General features: G+C 70.4%; 19 protein-coding genes and 1 riboswitch. Of the genes, 10 read left to right on the top strand and 9 right to left on the bottom strand.

Annotation, left to right across the window (positions count from 1 at the left end):
* Positions 1-107 precede the first annotated feature (107 nt).
* The 4 genes from HCR68_RS06645 to HCR68_RS06630 all read right to left on the bottom strand — a co-directional run bounded on the left by HCR68_RS06645 (position 108) and on the right by HCR68_RS06630 (position 5,487).
* Positions 108-1,787: a glycoside hydrolase family 32 protein gene (locus HCR68_RS06645; protein ID WP_167147913.1), complete on the bottom strand. Its 1,680-nt coding sequence runs from the start codon at positions 1,785-1,787 to the stop codon at positions 108-110.
* A 43-nt stretch (positions 1,788-1,830) separates the two neighbouring features.
* On the bottom strand, positions 1,831-2,727 hold the full coding sequence (locus tag HCR68_RS06640; protein WP_167147910.1) for a bifunctional methylenetetrahydrofolate dehydrogenase/methenyltetrahydrofolate cyclohydrolase: 897 nt from the start codon (positions 2,725-2,727) through the stop codon (positions 1,831-1,833).
* The gene (glyA, locus tag HCR68_RS06635; RefSeq protein ID WP_167147907.1) at positions 2,724-4,034 is read right to left on the bottom strand and encodes a serine hydroxymethyltransferase; all 1,311 of its coding nucleotides are present in this window, start codon (positions 4,032-4,034) and stop codon (positions 2,724-2,726) included. Before glyA ends, HCR68_RS06640 begins: the two co-directional genes overlap by 4 nt.
* Before the next feature lie 65 nt (positions 4,035-4,099).
* A riboswitch (ZMP/ZTP riboswitch) is annotated at positions 4,100-4,185 on the bottom strand.
* Between the two features lie 57 nt (positions 4,186-4,242).
* Positions 4,243-5,487: a GTP-binding protein gene (locus tag HCR68_RS06630; protein WP_167147904.1), complete on the bottom strand. Its 1,245-nt coding sequence runs from the start codon at positions 5,485-5,487 to the stop codon at positions 4,243-4,245.
* Positions 5,488-5,542: 55 nt separating this feature from the next.
* On the opposite strand from HCR68_RS06630, the gene rpmB reads away from it, so the two are divergent.
* From rpmB to HCR68_RS06585, 10 genes are all read left to right on the top strand, one after another.
* The gene (gene rpmB, locus HCR68_RS06625; protein WP_167147901.1) at positions 5,543-5,782 is read left to right on the top strand and encodes a 50S ribosomal protein L28; all 240 of its coding nucleotides are present in this window, start codon (positions 5,543-5,545) and stop codon (positions 5,780-5,782) included.
* The gene (gene rpmG / locus HCR68_RS06620) at positions 5,779-5,955 is read left to right on the top strand and encodes a 50S ribosomal protein L33 (protein WP_003782014.1); all 177 of its coding nucleotides are present in this window, start codon (positions 5,779-5,781) and stop codon (positions 5,953-5,955) included. The genes rpmB and rpmG overlap by 4 nt, the downstream gene beginning before the upstream one ends.
* The gene (gene rpsN, locus HCR68_RS06615; protein ID WP_167147898.1) at positions 5,955-6,260 is read left to right on the top strand and encodes a 30S ribosomal protein S14; all 306 of its coding nucleotides are present in this window, start codon (positions 5,955-5,957) and stop codon (positions 6,258-6,260) included. The genes rpmG and rpsN overlap by 1 nt, the downstream gene beginning before the upstream one ends.
* 48 nt (positions 6,261-6,308) lie before the next feature.
* On the top strand, positions 6,309-6,560 hold the full coding sequence (locus HCR68_RS06610) for a type B 50S ribosomal protein L31 (RefSeq protein ID WP_167147895.1): 252 nt from the start codon (positions 6,309-6,311) through the stop codon (positions 6,558-6,560).
* 73 nt (positions 6,561-6,633) lie between these two features.
* On the top strand, positions 6,634-6,756 hold the full coding sequence (gene ykgO / locus HCR68_RS06605; RefSeq protein ID WP_003782012.1) for a type B 50S ribosomal protein L36: 123 nt from the start codon (positions 6,634-6,636) through the stop codon (positions 6,754-6,756).
* A gap of 114 nt (positions 6,757-6,870) precedes the next feature.
* The gene (purU, locus tag HCR68_RS06600; RefSeq protein WP_167147892.1) at positions 6,871-7,743 is read left to right on the top strand and encodes a formyltetrahydrofolate deformylase; all 873 of its coding nucleotides are present in this window, start codon (positions 6,871-6,873) and stop codon (positions 7,741-7,743) included.
* A 161-nt stretch (positions 7,744-7,904) separates the two neighbouring features.
* Complete coding sequence (locus HCR68_RS14440; protein ID WP_279586976.1) at positions 7,905-8,036, top strand: hypothetical protein; 132 nt, start codon at positions 7,905-7,907, stop codon at positions 8,034-8,036.
* Between the two features lie 465 nt (positions 8,037-8,501).
* Positions 8,502-9,272 (top strand): DUF6318 family protein, encoded by a 771-nt coding sequence (locus HCR68_RS06595; RefSeq protein ID WP_243858976.1) that lies wholly within the window; start codon positions 8,502-8,504, stop codon positions 9,270-9,272.
* Positions 9,273-9,406: 134 nt separating this feature from the next.
* Positions 9,407-10,087 (top strand): zinc transporter, encoded by a 681-nt coding sequence (locus tag HCR68_RS06590; protein ID WP_243858978.1) that lies wholly within the window; start codon positions 9,407-9,409, stop codon positions 10,085-10,087.
* A gap of 47 nt (positions 10,088-10,134) precedes the next feature.
* Positions 10,135-10,659: a DUF664 domain-containing protein gene (locus HCR68_RS06585; RefSeq protein ID WP_167147890.1), complete on the top strand. Its 525-nt coding sequence runs from the start codon at positions 10,135-10,137 to the stop codon at positions 10,657-10,659.
* Between the two features lie 152 nt (positions 10,660-10,811).
* Here the strand turns inward: HCR68_RS06585 and HCR68_RS06580 are convergent, their stop codons facing one another.
* The 5 genes from HCR68_RS06580 to HCR68_RS06560 all read right to left on the bottom strand — a co-directional run.
* Positions 10,812-12,047: an amidohydrolase family protein gene (locus tag HCR68_RS06580; protein ID WP_208320526.1), complete on the bottom strand. Its 1,236-nt coding sequence runs from the start codon at positions 12,045-12,047 to the stop codon at positions 10,812-10,814.
* Between the two features lie 130 nt (positions 12,048-12,177).
* Positions 12,178-13,029: an ABC transporter permease gene (locus tag HCR68_RS06575; RefSeq protein WP_167147884.1), complete on the bottom strand. Its 852-nt coding sequence runs from the start codon at positions 13,027-13,029 to the stop codon at positions 12,178-12,180.
* Positions 13,026-13,982: an ABC transporter ATP-binding protein gene (locus HCR68_RS06570; protein WP_167147881.1), complete on the bottom strand. Its 957-nt coding sequence runs from the start codon at positions 13,980-13,982 to the stop codon at positions 13,026-13,028. Before HCR68_RS06570 ends, HCR68_RS06575 begins: the two co-directional genes overlap by 4 nt.
* 149 nt (positions 13,983-14,131) lie before the next feature.
* Complete coding sequence (locus tag HCR68_RS06565) at positions 14,132-14,965, bottom strand: crosslink repair DNA glycosylase YcaQ family protein (RefSeq protein ID WP_243858970.1); 834 nt, start codon at positions 14,963-14,965, stop codon at positions 14,132-14,134.
* Between the two features lie 46 nt (positions 14,966-15,011).
* On the bottom strand, positions 15,012-15,150 hold a 139-nt coding region (locus HCR68_RS06560), incomplete at its 5' end, for an integrase core domain-containing protein (RefSeq protein ID WP_167147878.1).

Genomic DNA, 15,150 nt, shown 5'->3' with positions numbered 1-15,150 from the left:
TCCGCGAACGCCGCACAAATGATGGTGGGGGCCGTCGGAACATGTGTTCCGACGGCCCCCACCCGTCGTCGGGTCCATCTGCTGCGCGCATCAGCGCGACTGCGCACCTACACGGCGGCCGACAGCGGGGTGAGGCTGCCCGAGGTGATCGTGGCCGTGCCCGTGGCGCCCAGGACGATCTCCTGACAGCCGGGGTCGGTGAAGACCAGGAGGCTGCCGACCGTGGCGCCGTCGTCGACGAAGACCTCGAGGCTGGAGCGGTCGAGATAGAGGTGGAGGCGGACCGTGGAGCCGGTGGGGTGGTAGGCGACCTCGCGGCGCAGGGCGAAGTCGGTGGTGGTGCCCTCGTCCTTGCCGTCGATCTTCTTCAGCCCGCCGTTGGTGCGGTCCAGGTAAAGGGTGCCGGCCGAGACGTTGACGCCGACGCGCACCTCCTGGAGCGCGCCGTCGACGGTGCCTCGGGCCAGACCCAGCCAGGCGTCGGAGGCCTTGGAGACGTCCAGGGTCAGGTCGATCTCGACCGTGCGGCCCTTGCCCAGGTCCGTCACCGCGGAGCCGGTGCTGCCTGTGGCGGCCAGGCCGCCGAGGTCGGTCGCCTCGCCGCGCAGCGCGTCGAGCTCGGGGACGGGCTTCTGGACGAGAGTGCGCCTGCCGTCGACGGTGGTCAGGGACAGCTCGCGTGGGATGCTCATCTCGCCGTGCCAGTCGCCGGTGGGAAGCGAGTAGGGGTAGTTCCAGTTGCCCAGCCAGGCCATCCACACGCGGCGGCCCTCGATGTGCTCGAAGCTCTGGGCGGCGTAGAAGTCCTGTCCGGCGTCGGTGAAGCGGGTCTGGCGGTCCTCGGGGAAGAAGACGGATCCGTCGAAGTCACCGATGAAGTACTGGGCGGTGGAGCCGGCCGTCTCCTCGTTGGCGCCCACCGAGAGGGTCATGACCCAGCGGGTCCGGCCGTCGCTGGTGTCGGTCAGGGGGAAGAGATCGGGGCACTCCCACACGGCGGCGTGCGAGCCGATGTCCTGGCCGAAGTCGCTGGCGTGGCTCCAGGTCTTGAGATCCGTGGAGCGGTACAGGGAGAGGTGGTCCCCGGCCGAGACGATCATGACCCAGGCGCCCGAGTCCTCGTGCCAGAAGACCTTGGGGTCGCGGAAGTCCTTGCGCCCGTCGTTGGGGATGACGGGGTTTCCGGAGAAGCGTTCCCAGGTCCGGCCCCGGTCGGTGGAGTAGGCCAGGGACTGGGCCTCACCGTCCTCGGTGGAGGTGTAGACCGCCACCATGCCGCCGCCCTTGACCAGGCCGGAGGTGTCGGCGCCGTCGACGACGCAGCTGCCGGACATGGCCAGGCCCTGCGAGTCGTGCTCCAGGGCCGTGCCCATGCGCTTCCAGTGCACCATGTCCGTGCTGACGGCGTGGCCCCAGGTGCCGTCCTGCTGGTGGAAGAGGTGGTACTCGCCCTCGTAGAGGACCAGGCCGTTGGGGTCGGCGAGGTTCCCCCTGGCTGGGCTGTAATGGTAGGCGGGGCGGTAGGCGGCCGAGGCCGCCGAGTCCGTGGCCGTCGGGCTCGGGGAGGGGCGGTGCCGCGTTGAGCAGCGCACCAGGACGGCCCCTCCCACGACGAGGGCACCGGCGCCGGCCGCGCCCAGCAGCAGGGTCCGACGCCGCAGGCCGGACCGGCCGTCAGAAGACGCACCCGGCTGAGTCGGTTCGGACTCCGGGGAACCGGCCGACTCAGCCGGATGAGTGGACTGCGGGAACTGGGAGGGGTGGGCGTCGCGGGACTCGTCCGTCATGGCCTCAAGGTTAATCGGCCGGTCAGGCGAGCGGCGACGAGCCTCAGAGCGAGCGCTCCGCGGTCTCGACCACGTTGGCCAGCAGCAGCGCCCGGGTCATGGGGCCTACGCCGCCGGGGTTGGGTGAGAGCCAGGAGGCGACCTCGTCGACGCCGTCGGCGACGTCGCCGGCGATGCGGCCCTTGCCGGTGGCGGGGTCGACGACGCGCGAGACGCCCACGTCCAGGACGATCGCCCCGGGGGCCACCATCTCCGCGGTGATGATGCCGGGGCTGCCGGCCGCCGAGATGACGACGTCGGCCCGGCGCACGTGGTCGGCCAGGTCCGTGGTGCCGGTGTGGCAGACGTCCACAGTGGCGTTGACGTCCTTGCGGCCCAGGAGCAGGCCGATGGAGCGGCCCACCGTGACGCCGCGGCCGACGACGCACACGTTGCGGCCGGCCAGGTCGATGCCGTGGCGCTCCATGAGCTCGATGCAGCCGCGCGGCGTGCAGGGCAGGGGCGAGTCGATGGGGCCCGAGGCCCGCAGCACCAGGCGCCCCAGGTTGGTGGGGTGCAGGCCGTCGGCGTCCTTGGCCGGGTCGACGCGCTCCAGGATGGCATTGGTGTCGACGCCGGCCGGCAGCGGGAGCTGGACGATGTAGCCGGTGCAGGCGGGATCCTCATTGAGGCGGTCGACGGCGGCGGCCACCTCGGCCTGGGTGGCGGTGGCCGGCAGGTCCTCACGGATGGAGACGATGCCGACCTCGGCGCAGTCGGCGTGCTTGCCGGCCACGTACTTGACGCTGCCGGGGTCCTCCCCCACCAGGACGGTGCCCAGGCCGGGGACGACGCCGCGCTCGCGCAGCGCCGCCACGCGGCCCTTGAGCTCGGCCTTGAGCGCGGCGGCCGTGGCCTTGCCGTCCAGGACCCGGGCCGGGCCGTTCCAGGGGGCCCTCACTGGGCCAGCCCCGGGTAGAGGGGGAAGGCGTCGGTCAGGGCGCGCACGCGAGAGCGCAGGGCCGCCAGGGTCTCGTCGTCGGCGGTGCCGGCGGCGCCGTGGATGAGGGTGGCGGCGATGATGTCGGCGACCTCGGTGAACTCGGCGTCACCGAAGCCGCGGGTGGCCAGGGCGGGGGTGCCGATGCGCAGGCCGGAGGTCACGCGCGGGGGGCGCGGGTCGAAGGGGACGGCGTTGCGGTTGACCGTGATGCCGGCGGTGTGGAGGAGGTCCTCGGCCTGCTGGCCGTCCAGGGAGGAGTCGCGCAGGTCGACCAGCACGAGGTGGACGTCGGTGCCGCCGGTGACGAGGCTGACTCCGGCCGCGCGCACGTCGTCGGCCCCGAGGCGCTCGGCGATGATGGCGGCGCCGCGCACGGTGCGCTCCTGGCGCTCGCGGAACTCCTCGGTGCCGGCGATCTTCATGGCCACGGCCTTGGCGGCGATGACGTGCATGAGGGGGCCGCCCTGCTGGCCGGGGAAGACGGCGGAGTTGAGCTTCTTGCCCCACTGCTCGGCGCGGCTGGACAGGAGCATGCCCGAGCGCGGGCCGCCGAGGGTCTTGTGGACGGTGGTGGACACGACGTCGGCGTGCGGAACGGGGTTGGGGTGCAGGCCCGCGGCCACGAGCCCGGCGAAGTGGGCCATGTCCACCCACAGGGCGGCGCCGACCTCGTCGGCGATGGCGCGGAAGGCCGCGAAGTCGAGGTGGCGGGGGTAGGCGGACCAGCCGGCGATGATGACCTTCGGGCGCTCGCGCAGGGCGGCCTCGCGCACCTGGTCCATCTCGATGCGCATGGTGGTCTCGTCCACGCCGTAGGCGGTGGCGTTGTAGTTCTTGCCGGAGAAGTTGATCTTCATGCCGTGGGTCAGGTGGCCGCCGTGGGCCAGGGACAGGCCCAGGAGGGTGTCGCCGGGGGTGGCCAGGGCGTGGAGGACGGCGGCGTTGGCCTGGGCGCCGGAGTGGGGCTGGACGTTGGCCCACTCGGCGTCGAAGACGGCCTTGGCGCGCTCGATGGCCAGGGACTCGGCGACGTCGACGACCTCGCAGCCGCCGTAGTAGCGGCGCCCGGGATACCCTTCCGCGTACTTGTTGGTCAGGACCGAGCCCTGGCACTCCAGGACGGCCCGGGGAACGAAGTTCTCCGAGGCGATCATCTCCAGGGTCTCGCGCTGGCGGGCGAGCTCTCCGGTGAGGACCTCGGCGATGTCGGGGTCGAGCTCGGCCAGCGGCTGGTTCAGGGACGGGGTGACGGCTTGCGCGGTCATGTCTCTCCTCAGGTGTGGGGCGCACGCTGCGGCCTAGCCGGCTCAGGTGCGCGCACTGGTGGGCGATCCGTGGCCCAGGCGGGCGACCCCGGAGTCGTGTTCGTGCCGCTCCCCGGTGGTGATCCACCCGGCGCCAGTCGCGACGGCCATAGCCTATCGCGCCGGGCCGAGGCCGCGTCACGCGAGTCTCCCGCCTCGGGACGGGCGGTCAGCGCTCCGGGCTCCCCTGGCCGAACCAGTCGCCCAGGCCGTCGTCGACGCCGATCCAGGCCAGGGCCTGGGCCATCTCCTCGGGGCGCAGGAGGATCCGGGCGAAGGCGCGCCGCACCTGCTCGCGCATGTCCTCGTCTCCGACGCCGGTGACCACGAGGTGGCAGCGGGGCTCGCCCGAGGCACCGCCGTCGATCCCACCATCGACGCCGACGACGTCGCCTGACGGATCGGCCGGGACCTCCGCCCAGGTTCCGGCGTCGCCCACGCTCACGGCGCCTCCGGCGACCTCCCAGGTGCAGACCCGGCCGGGGCGGCTGGGCAGCCAGAAGCAGCCGCGGGCGCACAGGCCCTGACCGGCGAGGTCGACGACGAGGGCGCGCAGTCGTCCGGGGTGGAAGGGCAGGGAGGCACTGAGGTCGAGGGTCCACACGCCGTGGTCGTCGGGGCCGCCCCAGGCGCTGGTGGTGGCGGGGTGGATGCGGCTCAGGGAGGCGCGGGCGTCGTGCGTGAGGCCGGTGAGGGTCTCCAGGAGGGGCGCGTCGAGCCCGGGGAGCAGCAGCGCGTCGTGGGGACGCAGGTGCTCGATGAGGTCGGCGCCGGCGGGGTCCTCGTCGCGTCCCAGGGCCAGGACGAGGTCGGCGTAGCCGAGGTTGGCCAGGTGGACGGCGCCGGCGCAGCGGCAGTCGCCGGGGAAGGCGGTCAGCAGGCGGTGCTCGAGGAGCTCGTCGCAGGCGGCGGTGGCGTCCAGGACGTGGGCGGCCCCGGCCAGTCTCACCCCGGTGCCGGCCAGGTCATCGGCCAGGTTGGGCAGGAGGTGGGCGAGCTCGATGGCCGCCGGCAGGAGGATGACGGTGGTGCCGCCCGGGTCCTGGGCGGCGCGGTCCTCGGCGACGGCGACCAGTACCTCACGCAGGGAGCAGGTGGGGCAGGTGAAGGGCATGGGGACGTCAAGGCGGACCGGGTCGTCGTCGAAGCCGTCGGCCGAGCTGTGGCTGACGAGGCGGACCAGGTCGCCGCTCTCACCCTCATCGCCGTCATCGCCATCGTCGCCATCGTCGCCGAAGTGGAGGCCGGCGCGGATGACGACGGCGTCCTGGCCGGCCAGGGAGAGGTCGACCAGGTCCAGCAGGGCGGGGTCGACGGCGCCGATGACGGCCAGGACGTGCCGGCCATCGGCTTCGGCCCGGCCGTCAGGGCGGTCGAAGAGGTCGGCGGCGAGGTCATCCGAGGGATCGATCACGTGGTCCTCCAGCAGAGTTGACGAGATTGAGAATCATTCTTATATCATGCTCGTCATGACCACCTACTGCCAAGTCACGGGAGCCCGGCCGGTCTTCGGCCGATCCGTCTCCCACTCGCACAAGCGCACCCCCCGGCGCTGGAACCCCAACCTGCAGCGCAAGCGCTACTGGGTGCCGTCGCTGGGACGCACCGTGCGCCTGACGGTGTCCGCCAAGGGCATCCGCACGATCGACAAGCTGGGCATCGACGTCGTCGCGGCCCAGATGCTCGCCCGAGGGGAGAAGCTGTCATGAGCGGCGCCAAGGGCGGCAAGGACCTGCGGCCGATCATCAAGATGGTCTCCACCGCGGGGACGGGCCACACCTACGTCACCCGCAAGAACCGCCGCAACACCCCCGACCGGCTGGTGCTGCGCAAGTTCGATCCGGTGGTGCGCCGGCACGTGGAGTACAAGGAGTCGCGCTGATGGCCAAGAAGTCCAAGATCGCCGCCGAGCTGAGGCGCCAGGAGGTGGTGGCGCGCTACGCCGAGCGCCGGGCCGAGCTCAAGCGCGCCTCGGTCAACCCCCACCTGAGCCGGGCCGAGCGCGATGAGGCGATGGCGGCGCTGCACGCGCTGCCCCGGGACGCCTCCCCCACCCGCCTGCGGCGGCGCGACGCGGTCGACGGGCGCCCGCGCGGGCACCTGCGCGTCACCGGGACCTCGCGGGTGCGCTTCCGTCAGATGGCGCTGCGCGGCGAGCTGCCGGGCATCGTCAAGTCCTCCTGGTAGGCGACCCGCCCGCCGCTCAACCACTCACGCACAGACCAAGGAACTCGTATGCGCCCTGGGATCCACCCCAGCTACCAACCCATCGTCTTTCGGGACAAGTCCGCCGACTTCGCCTTCCTGACCCGCTCGACCCTGACGTCGTCGGAGACCATCGAGTGGGAGGACGGCAACACCTACCCGGTCTACGACGTCGAGGTCTCCAGCGCCTCCCACCCGTTCTGGACCGGCCAGGGCCGCATCCTGGACACGGCCGGCCGAGTGGAGAAGTTCGAGCGCCGCTACGGCAGGCGCACGCGGTAGGCGGGGCACCAACACACCTGTCCCTGCGATTTCTCACACCCTCTGACAACACAGGAGAAGGAAGGAGCCGTCCATGAAGGTTCGCGCCTCGATCCGGTCCCTGGCCAAGCAGCCGGGGTCCAAGGTGGTCCGACGCCGCGGTCACACCTACGTCATCAACAAGAAGAACCCCCGCCTCAAGGCCCGTCAGGGCTGAGCCGGGGTTGAGGACCGCGAAAGACGGTGAGGGACAGGAGACAGATGTCGCACAGCCGAGGCCAAGGCACGAGCCGTTTCCTCGGCCGGGGCCGGTCCCGGCTAGGCTGAGGCCATGGCTCATTCCACGGCGCACACCGACTCCGCCGCCCACCTGGTCCTGTCCCTGTCCTGCCCCGACCGCCCGGGCATCGTCCACGCGGTCACCGGCACGCTGGCGCGCCGCGGCGGGAACATCACCGAGTCCAAGCAGTTCGGGGATGCCTCCACCGGCCTGTTCTTCATGCGGGTCCAAGTGCTCACCACTGTGCCGCGTGAGGAGCTGGAGAAGGACCTGGCCGAGCTGGCCGGCGAGTACGACATGGAGTGGAGCCTCGATGAGGTGGGGCGCGCCATGCGCACCCTCATCATGGTCTCCAAGGAGGGGCACTGCCTGACCGACCTGCTCTTCAGGGCCCGCAGCCAGGGGCTGCCGGTCGATGTCGTCGGCGTGGTGGGCAACCACGAGACGTTGCGGGACGTCGCCGAGTTCTACGGGGTGCCCTTCCACCACATCCCGGTCACCAAGGAGACGAAGGAGGCGGCCGAGGCCGAGCTGCTGGGGCTCGTGGACTCCCTTGACGTGGAGCTGGTGGTGCTGGCCCGGTACATGCAGATCCTCTCCCCCGCCCTGTGCGAGCGGCTGCGCGGGGGCGTCATCAACATCCACCACTCCTTCCTGCCCTCCTTCAAGGGAGCGCGCCCCTACGCCCAGGCGCACGAGCGCGGGGTCAAGCTCATCGGGGCGACGGCGCACTACGTGACGGCGGACCTGGACGAGGGCCCGATCATCGAGCAGGACGTGACGCGGGCCGGCCACGAGGACTCGGTGGCCACGCTCCAGGCCAAGGGGCAGGACGTCGAGCGCCGGGTGCTGGCGCAGGCGGTGCGCTGGCACACCGAGCACCGGGTGCTGCTCAACGGACACCGCACCGTCGTCTTCGCCTGAGCGGGACGGAGCCTGGACTGGACGCCGCCTCGCTCGCCCCGCCAGGCGATCTGGGAGGAGACGCCAGCGTGCGTCATTGCGGGAAACGTCCGGCTCGAGGCTGCGAGAGCTGGGGTCTCACAGGCGGATCTGGCGCAGATTCTGGGGATGTCTCGCCGGCGGTGTCGCTGCGGTATACGGGCAAGGTCGCCTGGCGCGTTGATGAGCTCGAACGTGTCGCCTGGTACCGGAACTTCCCCGTGACCGATCTGCTGGAGAAGCCCAAGAAGACGCGCCGGATCCGGTACTTCTAGAACCAGACGGAGACGCCTCAGGGTGACCGGCACCAACGACGTCGGATATGCCCATGGGATACGTGTTTCGGCTGCGTGATGGTTGCTGGAATCGCGCGAGATGAGGTGGCACGGATCCACCTGGGGTCGACGGCGCGGCGGCAGCCTGGGCGGATGCGGCGCGGCGTTGAGCCGGAGCTGATCCGTGCCGGCCCAGATGGCCGGATGCGAGCAGGCCTCACGCAGCGGAAACAGCTCCCCCAGGCCCCCCGGAGCCGAAGCACTACGGATACAGGTCCCGGAGAGCACGGATCCGGCGCAAGTCGGCAACGGGCAAGAGGTTCTGTCCGGGGTTTTCCACAGGGCGGCGCCGAAGTCTGGCGGCAGCGGCGTCGTTGCGGGTAATGTCAATACACCGCCCGGACGGACAGCGTTGCCCGCCCCGGCGGGATGTGGAGTTGTTTCGGCGGCGAGGAGGCTTCCGTGATGAGTACGTCCCTACGACCCCCCGCGCCCGTGCGCCCACGGCAGTCGGCGGCCGCCCGTGGCCGGAAGTCAGCGGTTGGGCGCAACCGGCCTGGGGTGCGTTGCAGGCGCCGCCGTGCAGCGGCCGGCCTGGTGGCGGTGTGCGCGCTGGCGCTGAGCACGGCTGCCTGCTCCCTGAAGGACGCGAAGGCTGAGGCCAGTGCGAGCGCCAGTGCCAGCGCCTCGGCGGCCATCGCCCGCGCCGAGAAGGGCCTCGCCGACGCCAAGGCGTCTGCCACCGCCTCCCGCGAGGCCGCCCTGACCCCCGAGCTCAAGACCCAGCGCGACACCGCCCTGGCCGAACCCGCACCCGTCAAGCCTCTGCACATGGATGAGGAGACCTCAGAGGGCGCAGCAGGCAGCGTCCATTACTTCCTCGAGCTCTACCGCTACGCCTTCATGACCGGCGACACCACCGAGCTCGCCGCCATGAGCGAAGACGTTTGCGTCTTCTGTAAATCAGTCATAGACCAAGCAACTGAACTCCATGAAGGCGGAGGATGGGCCAACAAATGGGAGCAGGAGATCACGAACATCCGCTACTACGAAAAACTCGAAGGCTACAATTACAACCTTATTCACGTCCACATCAACTACGGACAAATGACATCGTATTACCAGAGTACCACCCCCGACATTACCGAGCCGAAGGAGGACCAGGAACTCAAGTTCGGTGTTCGATACGTCAACGGACGCTGGATGATCAGCGAAGGAGAGGTCATCTCGAAATGAGAAAACTAATTGCGGTGATCTCAGTTGCCACTTTAGCGTTACTTCCGGCCATTTCCAGTCAAGGTACCCCTCGTCATCCACTCCCTGACATCGATGGCAAGAACTCCGGGGACAGGACAGGATTTACCGGTGAAGTGACTGAGCAGGTTCCTCAGGAAGGCTCGTCGGACCCCGGTGGGGCCCCGACCCAGGAGAACCCGACCGTGACGGCGTCGGATCCCTCGATGTGGGACGAGCAGCCCCACGACGACTGCGTCAGCGACGGGGGCCAGATCCCGGACATCAACTGCGTGCACAACATGATGCGCTCCCCCACCCAGCCCCAGGAACCCACCACCGGCGGCGGACCCCGCACCATCACCATCACCACCCGCCAAGCCGCCACCCTCATCGCCCAAGGCTCAGGCATCACCCGCCAACCACCCGGACCCAAAGTCATCATCTCCAAAGCCTTCATCGTCTACACCAACCCCAGCCCCCGCTACCAAACCACCACCATCCTGAACACCCCCATCGACGTCGAATTCACCCCCACCTCCTACACCTGGAACTGGGGAGACGGCACCACCACAACCACCACCGACCCCGGCCACCCCTACCCCCACCAAACCGTCACCCACCACTACCAGCACACCGCCACCGGCGTGGCCACCACCCTGACCACCACCTGGACCACCCGATACCGCCCCCAAGGCGAAACCACCTGGCGCACCATCGACGGCACCATCACCACCACCGAAACCTCCACCCCCTACGACCTCGTCCGCATCGTCACCTACCTCACCGACGACGCCGAAGAAGCCCAAGGCCACTGACACCTGGTTCTCCCAATGACTCCAGGTCCGACGCGTAACCTGGCAGTATGACGACTCCGGAGATACTCATCGACGCACTGTCCAGATCCCGCGAGCGCTTCAACCGTGCCTTCGACGGCGTCACCGTGGAGCAGGCCAACACGCAGCCCGCCCCGAAGCTGGCGCCGCGCATCGACTCCCTGACCTGGCTGGCCTGGCACACGGCCCGCGAGATCGACCTCCAGATCTCGCTCATGGCAGGTCAGGAGTTCGTCTGGGTGACCGGAGGCCACCGGGAGCGCTTCGCCCTGCCCCTGCCCGACGACACCCAGGACTGGCACCACACACCCGAGGAGGCGGCCCAGGTCGTCGTCGACGACCTCTCCGTCCTGACCTCCTACCTCGATGACTCCTACGCCATGGCGTACAGCTACATGCGCTCCCTGACCCCGGAGTCCTTCGACGACGTCATCGACGACTCCTGGGACCCGCCCGTCACTCGCGCCATGCGCCTGGTCTCGATCATCGACGACGCCGCCCAGCACTCCGGCCAGGCCGTCTACACCCGCCGCCTCCTGGGCCTACCGGGCTGAGACCCTCCGGCCTGCCGCACCAGCCGCCCGCCTCGGCCGAGCGACCCGCCCCGCACCACACGTTCGCCCCGACCTGGTGACCAGGTCGGGGCGAACGGCTCCCACATGACAAGAGACTGCTGGGGCCCGTGAGGGCCGGTGGTGCGGGAGGATCAGGCGGCGGGCTCCACCGCCTCGCCACGGCGCAGCACGGTGACCGGCCTCAGGTCGGCGTCGGTGACGACGACGTCGGCCCACAGGCCCGCCTGCAGGGCGCCCACGTAGGGGTCGCCAATGATCCGGGCGCCTTGGCGGCTCGCGGCGTAGACGGCGTCGACCAGGTCGACTCCCCCGCGCCAGGTAGTGCGCACGACGTCGATGAGGTGGGCGGTGCCCCCGGCGATCGCGCCGCCCTCGGTGAGGCGGGCAACGCCGTCGGCCACGGTGACCGGCTGGGAGCCGAGCACGTAGTCGCCGTCGGCCATGCCGGCCGCGGCCATGGCGTCGGTGACCAGGACGACGTTGTCGCGCCCCAGGGTCTCGAACATGTCCAGGACGATGGCGGGGTTGAGGTGCACGCCGTCGCCGATCATCTCCAGGACGCACTCGTCGCGCTGGGCGGCGGCCAGGAACTCGGGCACGGGCCCGGGCTTGCGGTGGTGCATGGGGCGCATGCCGTTGAACAGGTGGGTGGCGGTGGTGCGCGGGGCCCGGACCGCCTTGCCGGCCTCGAGGCGCGCGGCGATGCGGGCGGCGGCGTCGGCCAGGGCGGCGCGCACGGGGGCCGCCTCGGAGTCGGTGTGCCCGAAGGAGGGCAGGGCCCCGCCCTCGATGAGGGCCGCGTTGACGCCGTCGTCGCCGGTGATGCCGGGCTTCTCCGGGGCGATCGTCATGGTGACGACGTGCCCGCCGCCGAGCTCGATGAGCTCGCGGGTCAGGGCGGCATCGGGGTCGATGATGTAGGTGGGGTCCTGGGCGCCGCAGCGCTCGAGCGAGACGAAGGGGCCCTCGAAGTGGATGCCGGCGAGCTCGCCGTCCTCGCACAGGCCGGCAAGGACACGGGTGCGCTCCTTGAGGACCTCGGGGGCGGCCGTCACGCAGGAGGCCACGAGGGAGGTCGTGCCGAAGCGGCGGTGCTCACTCACGCAGACCATCGCCTGCTCGGCGGTCTCGGCGTTGGGGAAGGACTCGCCGCCGCCGCCGTGGCAGTGGACGTCGACCAGGCCCGGCAGGAGGTAGCCGCCCTCGGGAGCCGCCTGCGCCTGCTCGACGACGTCTGCGAAGCCGGCCCTGGAGGCATCATCAGCGGCTCCGACCCACGCGATGTGGGTTCCCGACAGGACCACCGCCCCGTCATCGATGATGTGGTCGGGGGTGACGACGCATCCCCGCAGTGCGCGGACCTGCATGGCTTCGTTGCTCATGAATCGGATTCTGTCACTTCTCCAGACATCAGACAACCTCGTTCTCGGCGTCTTCTCCCCCACAGCAGCAGTCCCCCGATGACCCGACGGCGGAGCCGCCCGATTGTTCGCGTCGTCATGAACGCCGTCTCCACATCCGCGCCCCCGCCAGGACGCAGCAGGCGAGCAGCGGCAGCGCCAGGAGAAGCCTGAGCCACTCCACCCGTTCGACCCCGGTGCCCGTGTAGAGGCCCACCTCCACGTCGAGCCACTGCTTGAGCGGGTTCCACTCCAGGATCCTCCTGAGTGCCTCGGGCAGCTGGTCCAGGGGCATGGCCGCGCCCGAGCCGAAGAACATGAGGAAGAAGATGGCGGCCGACAGGGCCTGGGTCGTGCGCGAGGAGACCCTCAGCGCGCCGATGAGAAACCCCAGCCCCGAGAGCCAGACGATCGAACCCGCCATGACCGTCAGGAAGCGCGGGTTCCACAGTTCAGGCCTCACGCCGTCGCGCACGGCGACCACCAGGACAATGATCATTGAAGCGGCCATGACGAGCGCGAGCATGGACAGCAGCAGAGCGATCACGAAGTGCCGGCCCCGCAGTGGGAGCGTGGCGTAGCGCCGGTCGATTCCGCGAGAGCGGAGCTCTGCCAGGTATATCGGCATTCCCATGAGCAGCAGGTTGGCCATGACCGACAGGATGAGCGAGGGGAACATGACGTCGATGAATCTCACGCCGGGGGCGACCTCGTTGGAGGCGTAGGGGATGCCGATGAAGACGTACATGATCACCGGGAAGGCGAGGGAGAAGAACACGGCGACGGGCTCGCGCAGCAGCAGGACGAGCTCCTGACGGGCCCACACCGCCACCACCCGCCACCCCGGCGCCAGGGTCCGAGAGGAGCCGGGGGCGGACGGGACCGCGACGGCGTCGGGCTGCGGGCGCGCATGACGCTCCCGCCGGGTCTGCTGTGGTTGCGCGGTCATCGGGCTACCTCCTGATTCGCTTGGGAAACCGCCTCGGCGAAAACGTCCTCCAGCCGGATCGGCCCTTTGAGGATGTCCTGATAGTGCAGGTCGCCGCGGTCGCGAGCGGCCTCGATCTGCTCAGCCATGGCGGTCACGGTCCGCCTGTCGGCGATGAGGACGCGCGTGTCCCCGGCCTCCACCAGCTCGACGCCGTGGGCGCGGGCCCAGGCATTCACGGAGGAATCCACTCCGATCAGCCGCAGCCGCCACCTGCCGCCGGCCAGGCCGAGGACGTCGTCGACCGTCCCCTGGAGAACCAGGCGCCCGTGGTCGAGGACCAGCAGCCGATCCGCGTAGGCCTCGGCCTCGCTCAGATCGTGGGTGGAGGCCAGGACCGCCACACCCTCGCTGCGGCGTCGCCGCAGGAACTCCCACAGCTCGGCGCGCGCCACGGGGTCAATACCGCTGGTCGGCTCGTCGAGGACGAGGGCGCGGGGCCGGCCGATACAGGCCAGGACGACGTCCAGGCGCCTGGCCCACCCTCCCGACAGGGAGCCGACCGTCTGGGTCATGTAGGGGCCGAGGCCGAGCTGGGCGACAATCTCATCGACCGGCCCCGGATCGGCGTACAGGCCGGCTACCGCGCGGATCGCCTCGCGCACCTTGAGGCGCTGGGGCAGTCCCGTCTCCTGGAGCTGGACGCCGGTGAGGGCGCGCTGCGGGGTGGAGGGGCGCACGGCCTCTCCGTTCACCAGGACCTCGCCCGAGGTCGGCAGACGCAGGGCGGAGACCATCTCCATGGCCGTGGTCTTGCCCGAGCCGTTGGGACCGACCAGCACCACGATCTCCCCGGGGTGCACCACGAAGGAGACGTCGCTCAGGGCGCACCCCGAGGCCTTCGGGTAGCGCTTGGCCACGCGGCGCCACTCCATGACAGGAACTTTGCGCGGGGGCGCGGTAGCGGCTTCCATGGCAGCTCCTCACATGCCTTCGTCACTGAAAACCAGTTTGTAATTCAAACCGTAAGACCAGGATACTCTCTCTTGTTTGAAATGCAAACCTATTTGGGTGACAGAATCAATCGCGACGTCCTGCCCCGGCAACCCTCACGGGTCCTCATCTACTGGGCCAGACGGCGCTCCATACGGGCGACGGCCCGGTTGACGTCGCGCTCCACGCGGGCCGACGGCGCCGCCCCGCCCTTCCACAGCAGCCCCTCACCGACGGGTCGCACGGCCACGACCTGGCCGCGGTCGACCAGGATCGGGCGGAACATGCCGTTGCTCGCCGGGCAGATGAGCCGCTCGCCGTCGTCGTCGGTCAGGCAGGAGCGGTCCTTGTAGCCCACGTGCAGCTCGTCGAAGGAGCCCAGGAAGTGCGTGGCCTGCTCCTCCCCCAGCTCGACGGCGTCGGCCAGGGCGCGGGCGGCCTGCGTCTTGGGCAGCGTGGTCCAGCGGGCCAGGTCCTCGGCGCTGACCGGGCCGTGGCCGACGGCGTAGCGGTGGGCGATGTGAGCGCACGCGGCGCGGTGGCCGTCCCCGCCGTGGGAGACTCCCGCTCCGGCGGGTCCGGAGTCGGCGTCGGGAAGGGGGCGCGCGTCGATCACCAGGTGCTCGTTGCCGGACCTGGGCCCCTGGACGAGGATTCCCTCGCGCTGAAGACGCACCAGGAGGTGACGGCGCCGGTAGGAGGAGACGTCCTCGCCGCCGAAGGCCTCCATGAGGCCGGCCTCCTGCCAGGCCGAAAGCAGCACCGAGCGCGCGATCGGCCCCTGGGCGCCGATGAGGCCGAGGGCCACCTCGGCGGCGCGCTCGCACAGGGCGTCGTCGACGCCGTAGTCGCTCTCGCTGCGCCTCACCCAGGCGTCGGTGCGGTGCATGAGGGCGGCCCGCAGCCAGTGGTGGTCGGCGGCGGTGGTGATGTGGACGGTGCCGCGCATGGGCCAGGAGCGCACAAGGAGCCCCTGCGCGAAGGCGGCCTCGACGTCGGCCGGCGTGGCGCTAGGTGTACTTCCCTGTGAGGTTGTGAACGCGGCTGGCGGGGGTTTGGCCGTTCAGGGCGGTGTGGGGTCGGTGGTGATTGTAGTGGTGGAGCCAGGTCTGGTAGGCGGCCTCGCGCTGGGTCTGGCTGGTGTAGGTG

It is taken from the genome of Actinomyces sp. ZJ308, assembly GCF_011752065.1.
Classification (GTDB): Bacteria; Actinomycetota; Actinomycetes; order Actinomycetales; family Actinomycetaceae; genus Actinomyces.
The sequence above is the reverse complement of the archived record's forward strand: the minus strand, read 5'-3'. Positions and strand labels throughout refer to the sequence as shown.

Coding starts and splice junctions, on each gene's coding strand:
- HCR68_RS06645 (WP_167147913.1), bottom strand. CDS start 1,787: ATGACGGACGAGTCCCGCGACGCCCACCCCTCCCAGTTCCCGCAGTCC.
- glyA (WP_167147907.1), bottom strand. CDS start 4,034: ATGACCGCGCAAGCCGTCACCCCGTCCCTGAACCAGCCGCTGGCCGAG.
- HCR68_RS06585 (WP_167147890.1), top strand. CDS start 10,135: ATGACGACTCCGGAGATACTCATCGACGCACTGTCCAGATCCCGCGAG.
- purU (WP_167147892.1), top strand. CDS start 6,871: ATGGCTCATTCCACGGCGCACACCGACTCCGCCGCCCACCTGGTCCTG.
- rpmG (WP_003782014.1), top strand. CDS start 5,779: ATGAGCGGCGCCAAGGGCGGCAAGGACCTGCGGCCGATCATCAAGATG.
- rpsN (WP_167147898.1), top strand. CDS start 5,955: ATGGCCAAGAAGTCCAAGATCGCCGCCGAGCTGAGGCGCCAGGAGGTG.
- HCR68_RS06595 (WP_243858976.1), top strand. CDS start 8,502: ATGAGTACGTCCCTACGACCCCCCGCGCCCGTGCGCCCACGGCAGTCG.
- rpmB (WP_167147901.1), top strand. CDS start 5,543: ATGACCACCTACTGCCAAGTCACGGGAGCCCGGCCGGTCTTCGGCCGA.
- HCR68_RS06570 (WP_167147881.1), bottom strand. CDS start 13,982: ATGGAAGCCGCTACCGCGCCCCCGCGCAAAGTTCCTGTCATGGAGTGG.
- HCR68_RS06610 (WP_167147895.1), top strand. CDS start 6,309: ATGCGCCCTGGGATCCACCCCAGCTACCAACCCATCGTCTTTCGGGAC.
- ykgO (WP_003782012.1), top strand. CDS start 6,634: ATGAAGGTTCGCGCCTCGATCCGGTCCCTGGCCAAGCAGCCGGGGTCC.
- HCR68_RS06575 (WP_167147884.1), bottom strand. CDS start 13,029: ATGACCGCGCAACCACAGCAGACCCGGCGGGAGCGTCATGCGCGCCCG.
- HCR68_RS06580 (WP_208320526.1), bottom strand. CDS start 12,047: ATGCAGGTCCGCGCACTGCGGGGATGCGTCGTCACCCCCGACCACATC.